Annotated in this window: 10 protein-coding genes; 4 read left to right on the plus strand and 6 right to left on the minus strand. The window is 62.0% G+C overall.

All coding sequences use genetic code 11. The features are described 5' to 3' along the window. Together LG661_RS25145 and LG661_RS16700 are read right to left on the minus strand one after the other, a co-directional pair. Positions 1-5,418, minus strand: a 5,418-nt coding sequence (locus tag LG661_RS25145) for a DUF4347 domain-containing protein (RefSeq protein WP_268995479.1), incomplete at its 3' end; no start/stop codon positions are given. Between the two features lie 340 nt (positions 5,419-5,758). Next, entirely contained in the window at positions 5,759-6,631 is an 873-nt protein-coding gene (locus LG661_RS16700; protein WP_230533013.1) for a sulfotransferase family protein, read from the minus strand. Positions 6,632-7,110: 479 nt separating this feature from the next. Here LG661_RS16700 and cysD point away from each other — a divergent pair, with 479 nt between their 5' ends. From cysD to LG661_RS16720, 4 genes are all read left to right on the plus strand, one after another. Continuing rightward, positions 7,111-8,034, plus strand: coding sequence for a sulfate adenylyltransferase subunit CysD (gene cysD, locus LG661_RS16705; RefSeq protein WP_230533014.1), 924 nt, complete (start codon positions 7,111-7,113; stop codon positions 8,032-8,034). Further along, positions 8,034-9,938 (plus strand): sulfate adenylyltransferase subunit CysN, encoded by a 1,905-nt coding sequence (cysN, locus tag LG661_RS16710; RefSeq protein WP_230533015.1) that lies wholly within the window; start codon positions 8,034-8,036, stop codon positions 9,936-9,938. Before cysD ends, cysN begins: the two co-directional genes overlap by 1 nt. Before the next feature lie 570 nt (positions 9,939-10,508). Further along, complete coding sequence (locus LG661_RS16715) at positions 10,509-11,249, plus strand: helix-turn-helix transcriptional regulator (protein WP_230533016.1); 741 nt, start codon at positions 10,509-10,511, stop codon at positions 11,247-11,249. Further along, the gene (locus LG661_RS16720; RefSeq protein ID WP_230533017.1) at positions 11,246-11,893 is read left to right on the plus strand and encodes a glutathione S-transferase family protein; all 648 of its coding nucleotides are present in this window, start codon (positions 11,246-11,248) and stop codon (positions 11,891-11,893) included. Before LG661_RS16715 ends, LG661_RS16720 begins: the two co-directional genes overlap by 4 nt. 364 nt (positions 11,894-12,257) lie before the next feature. Here the strand turns inward: LG661_RS16720 and LG661_RS16725 are convergent, their stop codons facing one another. The 4 genes from LG661_RS16725 to LG661_RS16740 are packed head-to-tail and all read right to left on the minus strand — an operon-like array spanning position 12,258 to position 16,302. After that, a complete protein-coding gene (locus LG661_RS16725) occupies positions 12,258-13,154 on the minus strand; it encodes a hydroxymethylglutaryl-CoA lyase (RefSeq protein WP_230533018.1) in 897 nt (298 codons plus the stop codon). A 4-nt stretch (positions 13,155-13,158) separates the two neighbouring features. After that, entirely contained in the window at positions 13,159-14,448 is a 1,290-nt protein-coding gene (locus LG661_RS16730) for a hydroxymethylglutaryl-CoA reductase, degradative (RefSeq protein WP_230533019.1), read from the minus strand. A 19-nt stretch (positions 14,449-14,467) separates the two neighbouring features. Beyond that, on the minus strand, positions 14,468-15,781 hold the full coding sequence (locus LG661_RS16735) for a TRAP transporter large permease (protein ID WP_230533020.1): 1,314 nt from the start codon (positions 15,779-15,781) through the stop codon (positions 14,468-14,470). Continuing rightward, entirely contained in the window at positions 15,778-16,302 is a 525-nt protein-coding gene (locus LG661_RS16740; protein WP_230533021.1) for a TRAP transporter small permease subunit, read from the minus strand. The genes LG661_RS16735 and LG661_RS16740 overlap by 4 nt, the downstream gene beginning before the upstream one ends. Positions 16,303-16,317: the final 15 nt, after the last annotated feature.

Below are 16,317 nucleotides of genomic sequence, written 5' to 3' on the forward strand. Positions count from 1 at the left end.
GACGTCGCCGTCTGTCTCGCTCCGGCTTCCCCTCACGACCGGGATGGTGATCACCTGCGAGGTGCTGCCATCCGGGTTGGTGATAGTTTCCGTCTGAAGAAGAACGCCATCGACTGTGCGGCCCGCTGGATTGACCACCAACTCCAACGCGCCTGTGACCAGTGTTGAGATCCCATCCGTGACGCTGATAGCGACGGATCCCGTTCCGACGCTCGCCGCCGTGAAGGTGGCGTCGGCAAGCTGTGCATTGATCGTCGATGCCGTACCGGTGAGCTGAAGCCCGGCGGCGTCCGGATCAGCATCGACCAAATTGTTGATGGTGCCGTTCGTGGCCGTCAGGGTGACGCTCAGCGTATCGCTGTCCACGTCAGTGACCGTGATGTCCGGCAGCTCAATGGTCCGACCATCGATGACGGCCATGGGAGTGCTTGGAATGTTGGCAAGGATCGGGGCGTCGTTAACCGATGTCACGGTCATCTGCGCCGTCGCCGTGCCGGCAGAGAAGGCAGTCGCACCGCCGTTGACCGAGACATCGGCTTTCTGTGGCATGCCGTTGGCCGAGGCCATGCCCGAGGTCTGATCCCAGGCCCGGAAGGTGAAATTGGCAGGGCCGCCGTTGGCTCCATCGCCAACAAAACGGATCCGCATTGTCGAACCCAGCAGCAGGGCAGAGCCCTCGGAGAGCGAGCCGAAGTCCGTCCAGGCCACGCCGTCCGTCGAGTACTGCCAGGTCCCGTTGCCAGTTGCCCCCGTGATTGCAAGGCCGGCCAAGCTGCCCGGGTCGGCGTCGGTGCGCATGACCGATGCGAGGATGGTGGAAACAAGCGTCGAAGAGCTGGTTGAGTCCTCGTTAGTTCCGGTCAGTGGAACTGGTCCACCCGAGAGCGTCGGCGCATCGTTCACCGGTGTGACCGTCACCGAGACCAAGTTGGTGGTGGCCGAGAAGGCCGTTGCGCCACCCGTCGATGTGGTATCAGCCGTCCCGCCATTCGTCCCCGTGGTTCCATCCCAGGCCCGGATGGTCAGAGCTGCGGACACTGTGCCCTGGTAGTTTGCCGCAGGCTGGAAGTAGACCCGTGTGCCGGCATCCGCCAGCAGCAGGCGGGCTGCGCCGATACTCAGCGCGCCGAATGACTGCCAGTGGGCGCCATTGTCGGTCGAGAAGAACCAGATCCCGTTCCCGGTGTCTGCTCCAACGATGGCAATGCCCGCCGGGTCTCCAGGATCGGCATCTGAGATGCCGCCGGTCAGGGAGGAGACGAGCGTCCCCACGGCGCCGACCGGGCTGCCAGGATCTTCGACTACGGGATCCAGGGCGAGTGGAGTATCGGCTAGGACCGGGGAGTCGTTGACGCTGCCAACAGTGAGAGAGACCGTATCGGCAGCAGTCGAAAACGAGGAACCGCTGGTGGTATCGATGCCGGTGGTGCCATTGGTCTGACCGTCCGTGCGATCCCAGGCCTTGATGGTGATGGCATCCGCCACCGTGCCATGGAAGTTAGCCGCAGGCCTGAAGGAGAGTCGTGCGTCGCTGTGGAGCACCAGAGCGTTGGTCGCCGAGAGAGCGGCCGTGACCTGGCTCCAGCTCGCACCACCATCAGTGGAGTACCACAGGCTGCCTTGGCCGCTGACGCCGACAACCGCAACGCCCTGCAAAGCGCCCGTATCGACATCGATCATGCCGCCCAGAAGGGCGGACACGAGCGTACTGTTGGCCGTGCTGCCATTGGTCGGGCTGCCGACGTCCTCAGAAATGCCTGTCAGGGCGGGAGACTGTGTCACGTCGAGCACAGGCGCATCGTTCGTGTTGGTGACGGTGACCGCCCGACTCGTTCCGGCGACGCTCTGCACTTGGCCGTCATTCACGCGGAATTCGATCACGCGGTCGGCATTGCCAGCCCCGGTCGCGGGGTTGTTGCTCGTTGTGGAATAGGTAACCGAGCGCAATGCCGCCTGGTAGTCCGTCACCGTTGCCGAACCGGAGAGGGTCAGCACGCCCGTAGCGGCATTAAAGCTGCCGACAATGCCACTGGCGTTGGTGAAGCTCAGGATGTCCCCGGCTACATAATCGGTGATGGTGATGGTCGCTCCGCTCAGCATTGCGCTGTCGGTATCCGAGACCGTCAGGCCGGGAGCGATAACAGTCGCCCCCCCATCCTCGGCATGGGCTGCACTGCCACTCCCGACCGAGACGACCGGCCGGGCCGCGACGGCGATATTGAAGGTCTGTCCCGTGACGGGCACTGCTCCATCCTCACCACCATCTGCAAGGGAGAACGTGAAGCTGTCGCCTGTTCCAGCCCCACCGCCATGCCGGTACTTAATGAGCCCCTGATTGATGTCGTCCTGAGTGAAGGTGCTGCTGGCACCGAGCGCCTCGCCCCCGTCAACGACGTTGTTGCCATTGCCGTCGCGGAACAGCGTGCCATTATCGGTGGCATCAGTGATCGTGTAGGTCAGGCCCGTGCCTGCATCATCCGGATCGTTCGCATTCAGCTGCGCAGAGGTGATGGTGAGAGAGTTGCCCGTGTCTGTTGAGGCGGTGAGGTTCGTGCCGAGTGTCGGCGCATCGTTCACTGGTATGGCAGTGAGCGTGATCGTTCCATCGGCCGGACCCATGTTCGCCGCATCCCGGATGCGGGTGGTAATGGTGACGTTCTGATCCCAATTGGCGGTCGGTGTAAAGCTCACAGCGGCCAGAGCTGCATTCACGTCCGTCACGGATCCGGTAATCGTCCACACACCGGTACTGGCGACATAAGTGGAGGTCGCGGAACCGAATGTGCCGTCCGAGAGCGAGCCGGCGGCCGGGTTGCTCAGGGTCAGTGTCGCCGTGATCGTGTCGCCCGGTTCGACGTCGCTGACCACTATGTCATTAAGCGCGACAGGGACTGCGTCCTCTGTGAACCCCTTGCTCTGGCTCAGGTGCGTAGCGGTGGGAGCGTCATTGACTGGAGTGACGGTGACGGTGATCGTACCGTCTGCCGGTCCGGTATTGGACGTGTCCTGGATCCGGGTAGTGACGGTGAAGTTTTGGTCGTTATTGGCCGAGGGCGTCAACGTCACGGCGGCCAGCGCCGCATTCACGTCGGTCACGGATCCGGTGATCGTCCACACACCGGTACCGGCGTTAAAGGTGGAGGTGGCTGCGCCGAAGGTGCCGGTGGAGAGGCTGCCGGCAGCAGGGTTGCTCAAGGTAAGCGTTGCCGTGATGGCGTCGCTGCCGTCCACATCGGAGACTACGATGTCGTCGAGCGCAATCGCTGCCCCGCCCTCCGTCACCGCCTTTGTCTGCGACAGGTGCATGGCCGTCGGCGCATCGTTCACTGCCGTGACGGTGATGGTCGACGTAGTCTGGCCGGTCGCCCCCTCCGCGTCGGTGGCTGAGACCGTGATGGTGCGTGTAGCCGTGTCAGGGGCCTGGCTGGTGTTGTTGTACACCATGGCCCGCAGCACGCCCTGATACACGGCAGCCGATGCTGTGCCGGAGAGCGTGTAGGTGTGCGTGGCCGAGTTGTAGCTGCCGGTCAGGGCGAGCGAGGCGAGCGTCGCCCCACCGTTCAGCGCGGCATCGTAGGTGATGCTTTCCAAGACGCCATTGGGGGCGGCAGACAGCACCAGGGTCATGCCCGTGAGGGTGTCGTCGTCGGTCAGCGCCGCATCGCTGGTGGCGATGCGGATCGCGCCGCCGTCCTCGGTGAAGGTGGTGACATGGGTCGTTCCGCTACCGGCCCCGTTGGCATCCAGTGCGGGCGCCGGGTTGGGCACGTAGTTCGAATCGGTGATACCGGTGCCAGAGGTGTAGATATTGTTGTGGCTGGTCGGCGTGACGCCCGGCTGGCCGGTGCCGCCCTCCAGACCGCCTTGGCCGCTAGCCCCGGCATTGCTGGTCATGGCGCTGAAGTTGCTGGCGGTGATCTGTAGCGTACCCTCGTTCCAGATCGCCCCTACACCCCGGCCGCCATCACCACCGTTCAGATTGTTTGATCCGGTGCCTGACCCACCGCCGCCGCCGCCGCCGGCACCGAGATTGTTAGAGATGATGGAGGTGCCGACGATGGTCAGAGTGGCGCCCGACGCATTGAAGATACCGCCAGCGGCCGAACCACCAGTTCCTCCAATAGTATTCCACCCGGCACCGCCACCTCCACCACCGATGGAGATCAAACCATTGGTTGCCGTTGCGCCAGCGCCACCGTTACTGTAGCCAAACGTACCTATACCGCCGTTGCCTCCAGTAGTGCTTCCACCCCGACCGCCCATGTAGGTCGCGTCGTAACCTCCACCTCGACCGCCAGTTCCTGAGGCTCCAGCAACACCTGCATAGAATCCAGTTCCATGCATGGCATTGCCGCCAGTGCCACCGCCAGTCCCGTTGAACCCGCCGCCACCGCCGCCACCGCCGCCGGCGAGATCGGGTGACACGCCACCGCCGCCGCCGCCGCCAGAGGCAACGTTCGCGGTGACAGTGACGCTGTCCAGGGTCAGGTTGCCGTGATTGACGACGCCCGCCCCTAGGCTGCTCGTCGCAGAGGTGCCTCCATCGCCCCCTGCACCCGCCAGCAGGCCGCCGCGGATGGTCAGGTTCTGGAACTCGACATTGTCACCTGAGGAGACAGAGACCACGCCGCCATAGTAGTTCGCGTCCAGCGCGTGTCCTCCGCCCACAATGGTGAGCGCGTGGGTCTCGGCTAGGTTGATGTAGGTCAAGTAACCATTGGTGAGATTGCCCGTGCCCGAGGCGCTAATGTCCGCCAAAAGCGTGATCGTGTCCGCCTGACCGTTGCTGGCCGCCATCGTCAAGGCGCTTTGTAGTTCGGCAAGGTTTGAGGCGGTGAAGGTGGCCAAGCTGTGCTCGTAGGAGGCCAGAGCGGCGGCATCCAATGCGACAGGCTCTGTCACTTCGCCGGAGCGGATCTCCAGCTCCCAGTCGCCGCCCTGCCCCGTCCCATCGCTGGACGCCGCCACATCCGCTCCCGTGGCCTGGGCCAGCGCATCAACGAATGCTTGCCCCTTCTCGCCGGCCCCGACTTCGCAGCCCCAGAGCTGAATGTCGCCCCCGGCGGTGAGCGCCTGCCCGACCTGCGCCAGCGCGACCGCATAGCCCTCCATGTTACCCGCATGCAGCGGCCCGTTGCCCAAGAGTAGCACGCCGTCATCGCCATGGCTGACGATGTGGATCGCATCCACCCCGGAGCGTCCGGATAGCGCCTCGGCCATCTGCTGGACGCCATCCTGGCTGGAGTCGATCAGTACCACCTCGGCAGTCGGGCTGATGCCCTGCACGATCGTGTCGTAGTCATGCACGCGGGCATCGACGAACACGATCTCCGTCCGGGCGGATGCCTCGGCCCCATCGGCGGTGGTGATGGACAGGGAAAGGCCGGCGGTCTCGCCCGCAGCGGTGTCGGTCGTCATAGGTGCCCCACTTGCGCCCAGTCCACGATTGTTGATGCGGAGGACTTGGGCCTTTGCTGATCAAGCTATGCAGGCAATGTTACCGCAGCGTCAACACAGAGCCTTCGGTCGGTCAGGAACAGCAAAGGACACCCGGCAGTACAGATGCCTCTGATTTGTGTGCAGAATTCATTCCTGCGAGAGAGGCTACGACTACCCTGCAAAACTTTATCCGGCAGCCCCGTAAAGACGTCTGCGGGGCCAATCTCACCCTGTGGCGGCCTGTCGGGAGTGCCGTTGGCATCGAATCGGCCCTACCCTCACTATCAGTCGAGCTCTCTCTCGGTGTGGTCCTCAAATCCTACCCTGGCTCCGGGGAGTTTAGCATTGGCTTCGCGGCGATCAGGTGGGCTCGGCTGTTCCCTAGGTTCCGCCAGAACGACAAAGCATCCAAGCGGGCAAAGAGATCCGGCGGCAGCACCGTCTGTCTCTGAATCGGGCTAACCTTCGGCCTGATCCGATGCAGACCAGGCAATCCAAGGTTCTGGTCGAAATCCGGAGCATCGAACACAACATTGTTCACATCGTGCTCGAACGCAGGCTCGCCGATGAAGTCATAGATCAGGTTCAAGACTCTGTCTGGTGCGGCGGTGAGCAGGTCAAAATCGACCAGCAGGAGGCTGTCGGCATGCTCACCATAAACCGCCTCCTTCAACGCCGACCACGCGTACCCAACAAAACGGTCGTGCTGCGAGAGCGCATCCACCCGGGTGTAAACGGTGGATCGTTCGGAGTCGTTGTTAAACAGGCGGCTTTCATGAAAGGCATTCTGGCGGATCAGCCGCTCGACACTGTCCATGATCCAGGCGACGCTGCGCACGCAACAAATCACTTTGGCATCAGGAAACAATCGTTTGAGGGCGGGAAGGCGCGCGCACCAGGAGCGGTTAGTGTCGAAGATGACGCGCTTGTCGTCCTGGTCGGCATAGTAGGCGTCGAAGAGCGACCGCAGGATACGCCCCCGATGCGCATCCGTCATCAGAACCGACGTTTCGGACCACGCTCCCATAGCGTTTCGGTTCGCTTGGAACAGGGAGCCTAGCGGGCTGGAGATGCCGGCGGAGAAGGCGGGGTTCTGACGCAGAAGCGCCGATAGCAGGGTTGAGCCGGACCGGGGCAGTCCGGAGATGAAATGGTAGCGAGACGAGGTTGGTTTATTGTCGCCCGGGAGCATGCTTACAGCCTTGAAAGGTAGGTCTTTGCCCTTGGGATGAGGGTGAAGCCCTCCCTATACGGAAACTATGAGCAGGCAAAGGGCGCGCAAGCATCGCTGTGCGCCGCCCAGCGCCAGGAGGTGGCATGCCCCCCTTTAGATGGTTCAACATACGTAGCAATATCCAGCCGCGATACGGTCAAGAGTGCTCACGCCAATCTTGCACGACGTCTGTATGGTGTGGGATTTCCACTCCGGCTGGTATGCGTGGTGCTCCGTCCCAGTGCGGCATCAAGCCTCCTGGCAACCGCCTTCCCGGGGCCGTCATGGGTGCTTTCCTTCCCCGACTCGGCCAATTAAGGAGGCAGAGACACGGATGTCAGGCCCCTTCATTGGCTGCTCGTCTCGCACATCCCGAGCCATGGCGCCACAGGTGTTGAGACTGAGGACGCTGAGCGGCTGTCCAATTGAGCGCTCCCGCTTATGGGGAAGAGAACCGGATGTCAGTATTGCAGAGCAGGATATCGCCTAATCCTCATCTCAGGCGTCTTGAGGCCGAGTCCATTTACATCATGCGGGAAGTGGCGGCTCAGTTCCGCAACCCGGTGCTGCTCTATTCGATCGGCAAGGACAGCTCGGTCATGCTGCACCTGGCCTTGAAGGCGTTCTATCCCTCAAAGCCTCCATTTTCCCTCCTGCACGTCGACAGCACGTGGAAGTTCCAGGACATGATCGCCTTTCGCGATCGTCGCGCTGGGGAGTTGGGCCTCAACCTGATCGTCCAGGTAAACGAGGAGGGCGTGCGGCAAGGGATTGGGCCATTCACGCACGGCTCTGCCGTGCATACGGACATCATGAAGACCCAGAGCCTGAAGCAGGCGATCGACCGGTACGGTTTCGATGCAGCCCTCGGCGGGGCGCGCCGGGACGAGGAGAAGTCCCGCGCCAAGGAGCGCATCTTCTCCTTCCGGAGCCCCAATCATCGCTGGGATCCGAAGAACCAACGCCCGGAACTGTGGAACCTCTACAACGGGCGGGTCAGTCAAGGGGAGAGCGTTCGTGTGTTCCCGCTGTCCAACTGGACGGAGCTCGACATCTGGCAGTACATCGACCAGGAGAACATCCCTGTCGTGCCGCTGTACTTCGCCAGGCCGCGCCCGGTGGTCGAGCGCGACGGCGCCCTGATCATGGTGGATGACGAGCGCATGCCGCTCCGTCCCGGGGAGCTACCTGAGATGCGTTGGGTGCGGTTTCGGACCCTGGGCTGCTATCCCCTGACAGGGGCGGTGGAAAGCAGGGCCGAAACCGTGCCGGAGATCATCCAGGAGATGCGGCTGGCACGGACCTCCGAGCGCCAGGGCCGGGTTATCGATCACGATGCGGGATCGTCCATGGAGATCAAGAAGCAGGAAGGCTACTTCTGATGGCAGGCCCGACACGGGATCACTCCGCCGGCGGGCAGCCGGACTTGCCCCGGCACACTCGCACCAATCTGTTGCGGTTCATCACCTGCGGCTCGGTCGACGACGGCAAGTCGACCCTCATTGGCCGCCTCCTGTACGATTGCAAGCTCCTGTTCGAGGATCAGCTCGCGAGCCTGGAGACGGACTCCCGCCGCTTTGGCACCACGGGCGCGGGTCAGCTCGACCTGGCGCTGCTCGTCGATGGATTGGCCGCCGAACGTGAGCAGGGCATTACCATTGATGTTGCCTACCGCTTCTTCGCAACCGGCCGCCGCAGGTTCATCGTGGCCGACACGCCCGGGCATGAGCAGTATACCCGTAATATGGTAACGGGCGCCTCCACAGCCCAAGCAGCCGTGCTGCTGGTGGATGCACGCAAGGGCCTGCTCACCCAGACGCGGCGCCACAGCCACATTGTCTCGCTGCTGGGTGTCCGCCACGTGGTTCTGGCTGTCAACAAGATGGACGCTATCGGCTGGGATAGGGCAGTGTTCGAGCGCATCACCGCGGCGTACCGGGCCTTTGCCCGCGAGCTTGGGCTGGAGCACGTGACGTGCATCCCCCTGTCGGCTCTGACGGGCGACAACGTCACGTCCGCCTCGCCTGCGATGGCGTGGTACGACGGTCCGAGTCTCCTCCAGTATCTTGAGACGGTTGAGATCGCCTTCCCTGCAAGGTCCAGTGCGTTCCGCATGCCGGTGCAGTGGGTCAACCGACCCCACCAGGATTTCCGCGGTTTTGCGGGCACCGTCGCCAGCGGCTGCGTCCAGGTGGGCGATCCTGTCGCTGTCCTGCCGGGCGGCCGCACCACCCGGATCGAGCAAATCGTCACCATGGATGGGGTCCTAGAGGTAGCTAACGCAGGCGATGCGGTCACCTTGGTTCTGTCAGACGACCTCGATGTCTCACGTGGGGATGTCATTGCCTCCGCTGACGATCGGCCCGAGGTCTGCGACCAGTTTTTGGCCCACGTGGTCTGGATGGGCGAGCAGCCCCTGCTTCCTGGCCGTCCCTACCTCCTGCGCCTGGGCACCGCGAGCGTCGGAGCTCAGGTAACCGAGCTGAAATATGCGGTAAACGTCAGCACGCAGGAGCGTGTGGCTGCCAAGTGCCTTGCCCGGAACGAAGTCGGTGTCTGCAACCTCGCGACGGACCAGCCGATTGCGCTTGAGCCCTACAGAACGAACCAGGCGATGGGTAGCTTTATCCTGATCGACCGGATGAGCAATGCCACGGTGGGCTGCGGCATGATCGAGTTTGCCCTGCGCCGCGCGTCGAATGTCCACCGCCAGAAGATGACGGTGAACAAGGCAGCCCGCGCGGCGGCCAGCGGGCAAAAGCCCTGCGTGCTGTGGTTCACCGGCCTATCCGGAGCCGGGAAGTCCACTATCGCCGATCTCGTCGAGCAGGAGCTGCATCGCCGGGGGTGCCGGACCATGAGCCTGGATGGCGACAATGTCCGCAACGGCCTGAACAAGGATCTTGGCTTCACTGACGTTGATCGGGTGGAAAACGTCCGCCGTGTGGCGGAGGTCGCGAGGCTCATGGTCGAGGCAGGGCTGATTGTACTGGTGAGCCTCATCTCGCCGTTCCGCAGCGAGCGGCTGATGGCCCGCAGCCTAGTTGAGGAGGACGAGTTCCTTGAGATCTTCGTGGATGCGCCCCTGGCAATCTGTGAGGCGCGGGATCCCAAAGGCCTTTACCGGAAGACCCGCGCCGGTCTGATCCCGAACTTCACCGGGATCGGCAGCCCCTACGAACCGCCCGAGCACCCGGATCTGGTGCTCGCATCAGGAACGGAGGAGCCTGAACGGCTTACATCGCACGTCATTCAGGCGCTGGCGAGCAGAGGCATCATCCCGTAGCCACAAGGGAGTTTGTGAGGCGACGCCCAAGTGAGAAAGGAGGGTCCTCATCGAGTGGAGCCAGGCTCGAACATACCGCGCCGCATCTCAGCGGTACGGCCGGCTCATCGCCGCACCAACCTTCAATCCGGTTTCAACACACGTCTTGTGCAGTGCTATCGCCTGGATAGGCCAATCTCACGTGCAGGAGAACCACCCACGTCCATCACGGCCCACCACGTCAGCCGCAGCGTTCGGGATGGGGACGTGTGATGAGATGATGCTTGATGGTCCAGGATGGGTCGATAGACTCTGTGGCTGAAGGTCCGGTGCGGGTCATGCAGTGACGGATCCCCTGCCCTCCGGGAGCATCCGCTGCTCCTTGCTGAAGCAGACCGTCGGCCTACTTCCCAGAAGTGCTAAATGCGGACCTTTATGGTGTGGGTTTGAGCTGGCACCTTGTGCAACGACATCTGGACATCTACTAATCGTCGCTGGTTGGACGTGAAGGCTAATCGGCTCTTACAGGACGGTGCTGCCCGATCGATCCTACTGTCATGATCTGACAGCATTCCGTGTTAGGCTTGGTCTATGTCCCGAGCCGAACGCCTTTTTGATCTCCTTCAGATCCTCCGCCACCACCGACGCCCTGTAAGTGGGGCGACCCTGGCACGCGAGGCGGGGATCTCGCTGCGCACGCTCTATCGTGACATTGCGTCGCTTCAGGCCATGGGCGCGCAGATCGAGGGCGAGCCAGGGCTCGGTTATGTGCTGAAGCCAGGCTTTCTGCTCCCGCCCCTGATGTTCTCGCCCGAGGAGATCGAAGCGCTGGCGCTCGGCCTCAAATGGGTCGGGCAGCGCACCGATGAGGGAATGGGTCAGGCGGCCCGCAACGCCATGGCCAAAGTCGCCGCCGTCCTTCCCGCTGATCTGCGAGAGCGCTTGGAAGATGATGCTATGGTCGTCGGTCCTGGCTGGGAGCGACCGCAGGCGGTCGATCTCGCGCTTCTCCGGCGCGCGCTGGACGAGGGACGCAAGCTGTCCCTCTCCTACGCCGACGAGAAGGGCGCACGCACCGTACGGATCGTCTGGCCCACCACACTCGGCTTCTTTGAGTCGACCCGCGTACTGGTGGCCTGGTGCGAACTGCGTCAGAACTTCCGCCATTTCCGCGCTGACCGGATTGAGACGGCTGAGATCCTGCCCGAGCGCCTGCCGAGGCCGCGCCGGCAGCTCATGAAGGAATGGCAGCAAACGCTACTGCCAGAATCTGACAGTGGGATGCGCTATTCAGTCTCCCGTTCACACCACACCAGGGAGACACCCACATGAGCCAGGACACCAAGGACGCAGACCTCGTCTTCTACACCAACTCGCAATCGCGCGGGAACATCGTGCACTGGATGCTGGAGGAGATCGGCCGTCCCTACACCCTCAGGGTGCTGGATTTCACGACCACCATGAAAGAGACGGATTATCTCACCATCAATCCCATGGGCAAGGTACCGGCAATCAAGCACGGCGGCACGGTCGTGACGGAGGCTGCCGCCATCTGCGCCTACTTGGCCGACGCCTTCCCTGAGGCCGGCCTTGCGCCCGAGCCCCGGCATCGCGGCGATTATTACCGCTGGCTCTTCTTCACCGCCGGCTGCCTGGAGCCCGCCATCTCCAACCATTCCATCGGCTGGGATCCCTCGCCCGACATGGAAATGCGCTTCGGCTACGGCTCCTATGCGCGTGTGCTCGATACGTTATCCGCTTGGCTGGAGGGCCGCACCTATGTCGCGGGTGATCGCTTCACGGCCGCCGATGTCCTGCTCGCGAGCCACCTTCAATGGGGCATGATGACGGGCCTGATCGAGAAGCGTCCTGTGTTCCAGACGTATAGCGAGCGACATGTCCATCGCCCTGCCGCAAAGCGGGCGGACGAGCAAGCCGAGAAGCTGACGGCACAGCAGGCTTGGAAGGCGGCCTGAGAGCCTCTCCTCACTGAAGCATTTGAGGGTGTCGCCCTGCCGGCCGAGCCGGCGGGACGACATGTGTCATGCCCAGCACCGGAACTCACACAAGTCAGAAGAGAGACAACTGAACGTCTCCTAAGGGTCAAGCCCCGAACCCCCCTGCTCTTTACGAATGTCGGCTGCTCCTGTCTCAAAGCGACCTCCGACTTATTTCGCCTCGTGCCAAACCTGAAGTTCTTTGGAGCCTTCTAGCTTCTGCTGACGTTTCTATCTTCTCGTTCAGTGCCGCTCGCATGATCTTTGCTCGAAGCAAATCCGGTTGATCCATTCCTTCGGGCCAATAGGAGAGCACCCTTGTTCAGGTGGCAAGTTCTTGAGATTATGATCTTGTCGATCTGGCAGCACTGACGCGCGATGACGGGACTCGCCCGAGCGTATTACAGATCCACGTTCCCACCTGGATCAACGCGTCGAGGTCAATGCCCGTCGTGAGGCCTTGACCTTCCAGAAGATATACGACGTCCTCTGTCGCCACATTGCCGCTTGCGCCTGGCGCATAGGGACATCCCCCGAGGCCCGCCACGGAGGCATCAACTGAGCGCAGCCCGAGTTCGAGCGAAGTCAGTACATTGGCGAGCCCCATTCCGTAGGTGTCATGAACGTGGATCGCGATCTGACTAGCCGGGATACCCGCTGTGACAGCTTTAAGGAGAGCTCGGATCTCGGCAGGACGAGCAACACCGTTTGTGTCACCAAGCGCAATTTCATCGCACCCCATAGCGAAGAGCTCCTCGGCGACCCGAACAACGGAAGCGATAGGAACTCGCCCCTCATAGGGACAGCCGACGATGCAACTCACATAGCCCCTCACCTGCCGTCCTGCATCCCTCGCCTGTTGGACAACAGGACGAAGACGCGCGAGACCGTCCTCAATGCTGCAATTCGTGTTGCGTTTGGAGAACGTCTCCGATGCGGCGGTGAACACCGCGATAGTTTCAACCTGACTGGCCAATGCCGATTTCAGCCCAGCCTCGTTTGGAACCAGCGCCAGAACTTCTGCCCTCTCGGGCGCGTTGAGTGCATCGATCACGGCTGCGCTGTCCGCCATTTGCGGAACCCACTTCGGCGACACGAAGGCCCCCGCCTCTATGTGACGGATGCCAGCGCCGAACAGCCGGCGGATCAGCTCGATCTTCACGTTGGTGGGCAGGTGTGAGGACTCGTTCTGGAGCCCGTCACGAGGCCCGACCTCCACAAGGCGAACTTGATCCCTCATCTTTCTAGCCCTTCCGTAGCTTTACCAACTCCGCCTCTGCGGCGTCGACCCGGACAATGCCAGCGGCAACGAGAGCGCGGGCGACGGCGTCGACTTCCGGGCCCAGTGCACCCGCCATGATGGCGACGTTCTGTGCATGGAGAGCCATGTGCCCCTTCTGAATTCCGGTTGTAGCAAGCGCGCGCAGAGCCGAAAAATTCTGGGCGAGGCCTACTGCTCCAATGATGCGCGCCAGCTCCTCCGCCGTCTTGACGCCGAGAATAGAAAGGCACGCGCGTGCAACTGGGTGCACCTTCGTTGCACCGCCGATCAACCCGACGGCCATTGGCATCTCGAGGACACCTGCGAGATGGCCTTCTGACGTCTTTTCCCATCGAGTAAGGCTGGAATAGCGGCCGAATCGAGCGGCATAGGCATGAGCACCGGCTTCGACGGCGCGCGTATCGTTGCCGGTTGCGAGAACGACGGCCGAGACTCCGTTCATGATGCCCTTATTGTGGGTGGCCGCGCGGTAGGGATCAGCGTCCGCGAAATGATAGGCGCTGATAATGCCGTCACGAACGGTCTCACCGCCGATAGCCTCTGCGGGCCAGACGGCCCGTGCGCGTGCAACGCGCCGGTCGGCCAGATTCGAGAGGATGCGCAGGAAAACTTTGCCACCGGTCCAGGACTCGATACTGGGCGCGAGCTTCTCGGCCATTGTGTTGACCGCATTGGCGCCCATGGCGTCGCGGGTGTCGACAATAAGATGGGTGATGACCATGGGACCGCCGCGGCTCTCGATGACGCGAACCTCAAGATCGCGGAAGCCGCCGCCGAACTTCACGAGCACAGGATCGCAGGCATCGCAAATCGCCTTGATCTCTTCCTTGCGCTCGAGGATTTTGATCCGCGCGTTTTCTGGATCGCTCACGCTCACCAGCTGCACCTGAGCGATCATCAGCGCTCCGGACATAGAGGTCGTGAAGCCTCCGGCGTCATAGCATTGCCTCGCCGCATTGCAAACGGCCGCGACGACTGAGGATTCCTCAGTCGCCATCGGGATCAGGATGTCCTTACCATCAATCTGCATATTGGTGGCCACACCGATCGGGATCGTCATGGTGCCTACAAGGTTCTCGATCATATGGTCTGCAATGTGGGGATCGAGATTTCCGGTATTCGACAGCAACTCAATTGCCTGCTCGTCGAGACCGCAGAATTCCGCCACGATTTTCAGGCGCTCAGGGGTCGTGTTCTTGTGAAATCCGGAGATGCGCGAGGAGCGCTTCGAAGGGTTCGGCATATCAGCCATGAGAGGACTCCAGCTCTTGTTATTGGTCCATAATGCGAGGAAGGATGGTCATGAGGCCGGGGAACGCCATCGCGAGCGCAAGGCCTATGGTCTGAAGCATCCAGAAGGGCAGGATTCCGCGATAGACAACACCCATGTTCAGATGCGGGGGCAGCGTGCCCTTCATGTAGAACAGGGTGTAGCCGAACGGTGGCGAGATGTAGCCCATCTGGATCGTGATCGCGTAAAGGACGCCGAACCAGATTTCGTCGAAACCCAGTAGTTTCACGATTGGGATGAACACCGGAACAGTGAGAAGGATGATCCCAATCTCATCGAGTACAGTGCCCAAGAAGATCAAGATCAGCATCATCACGATAAGAATAAAGTAGGGAGCGATCTCAAGAGTCTTGATGAAGTTCAAGAGCGCGTCCGCCCCGCCAAGACCAGTGAAGATCGCCACATAGGCTTTCGCGCCGATGGTGATCCAGAGGATCATCGACGTTGCTTTGAGGGTATCGACGCCTGCGCCCCAGAGAGCGCTGAGCGTCAAACGGCGCTGCGTTGCTGCGGCAATGCAAGCCCCGAGCACGCCGACGGCAGCGGCCTCCGTCGGCGTTGCGACACCGAAGAAGATTGAGCCGAGAATGAGAACGATCAGCAAGGTCGGCAGGACCAGCGCTTTGAGCGCCGCGAGCCGAACCAAGAGAGGCGCAGGCTCAAAGTCATCCGGTAGTGGAGCGGCTTTTGGCCTGAGCCAGGAGACCATCACAATGTAGCTGATATAAAGGCTCGCCAGAATGAGGCCCGGCACGATGCCTGCAATCAGCATTTTGCCGATCGAGACCTGTGCGGTCACGGCATAAACGATGGTCAGAACGGACGGAGGAATGAGAATGCCGAGCGTCCCGGAGGCGCAGATGGTTCCGGTCGCGAGCCCCGGATCGTAACGCCGGCGAAGCATCTCCGGCAGGGCCAGCATCCCCATAGCGGTGACTGCGGCACCAACCACACCCGTCATGGCCGCCATGACGACCGAGATCACCACAGTGCCGATGGCAAGCCCGCCCCGCAGGCGGCCGAACCATAGCTCCATGGCTCGGTAGAGCTGCTCGATTACGCCGGAGCGGGAGAGAATGCCCGCCATGAGGATGTAGAGAGGAATGCCAAGGAGCGCCTCCGAGCGCATCGTGTCGAACACCTGGAGGACGATGATCACGACGGCATCGGCGTTCCAGAGGGCGACCGTCACCAGAAGGGACAACCCACCCAGAACGAAGGCGATCGGCAGACCAGAGAGCATGAACAGGATCAGCCCGCCGAACATGAGAACGAGAATGGCGGTGGAGCTCATAGGCCGGCATCCATCGGCGCAGCCTCGACTCCACCTGTGAGGGTCATCAAAAATTCGGCGAGAGCCTGGGCGAGAAGAAGGAAAAGCGCGATTGGAACGGCGGCTTTCGTCCACCAGATCGGCGGGTTCCAGGCGGAGAATGATGTCTCGCCATACATGAAGGAATCGAGGGTGACGGGCACTGTGTACCAGAGCAGGATCAGGCAGAACGCCATGATGATGGGCAGGTTCACGAGATCCACCGTGCGCCTCGCGCGGAGGCTGAGGCGCTGGTAAAGGAGGTCCATAGCGACATGCCCCCTCAGATGGAGAACGTAAGGGCCGCCGAGCAGGAAATACGGGCCGAACAGCAATGTGGCGAGCTCCATTCCCCACACGGTCGGGCTGTTGAACAGATAGCGCATCGTGACCTCGATCAGCATGATTGGCACGATGACGAAGACGAGAACCACGGCGAGGTTGAAGGCCGCCCTGTTGACGGCCGTCACCGCAGCCGCAAAGACAGCGACGGGCGATGGCACGAGCCACTCCTGCAG

Origin of the sequence: Microvirga roseola (assembly GCF_020866965.1) — a bacterium.
Lineage (GTDB): Bacteria > Pseudomonadota > Alphaproteobacteria > Rhizobiales > Beijerinckiaceae > Microvirga > Microvirga roseola.

Coding starts and splice junctions, on each gene's coding strand:
- cysN (WP_230533015.1), top strand. CDS start 8,034: ATGGCAGGCCCGACACGGGATCACTCCGCCGGCGGGCAGCCGGACTTG.
- LG661_RS16730 (WP_230533019.1), bottom strand. CDS start 14,448: ATGGCTGATATGCCGAACCCTTCGAAGCGCTCCTCGCGCATCTCCGGA.
- cysD (WP_230533014.1), top strand. CDS start 7,111: ATGTCAGTATTGCAGAGCAGGATATCGCCTAATCCTCATCTCAGGCGT.
- LG661_RS16715 (WP_230533016.1), top strand. CDS start 10,509: ATGTCCCGAGCCGAACGCCTTTTTGATCTCCTTCAGATCCTCCGCCAC.
- LG661_RS16735 (WP_230533020.1), bottom strand. CDS start 15,781: ATGAGCTCCACCGCCATTCTCGTTCTCATGTTCGGCGGGCTGATCCTG.
- LG661_RS16725 (WP_230533018.1), bottom strand. CDS start 13,154: ATGAGGGATCAAGTTCGCCTTGTGGAGGTCGGGCCTCGTGACGGGCTC.
- LG661_RS16700 (WP_230533013.1), bottom strand. CDS start 6,631: ATGCTCCCGGGCGACAATAAACCAACCTCGTCTCGCTACCATTTCATC.
- LG661_RS16720 (WP_230533017.1), top strand. CDS start 11,246: ATGAGCCAGGACACCAAGGACGCAGACCTCGTCTTCTACACCAACTCG.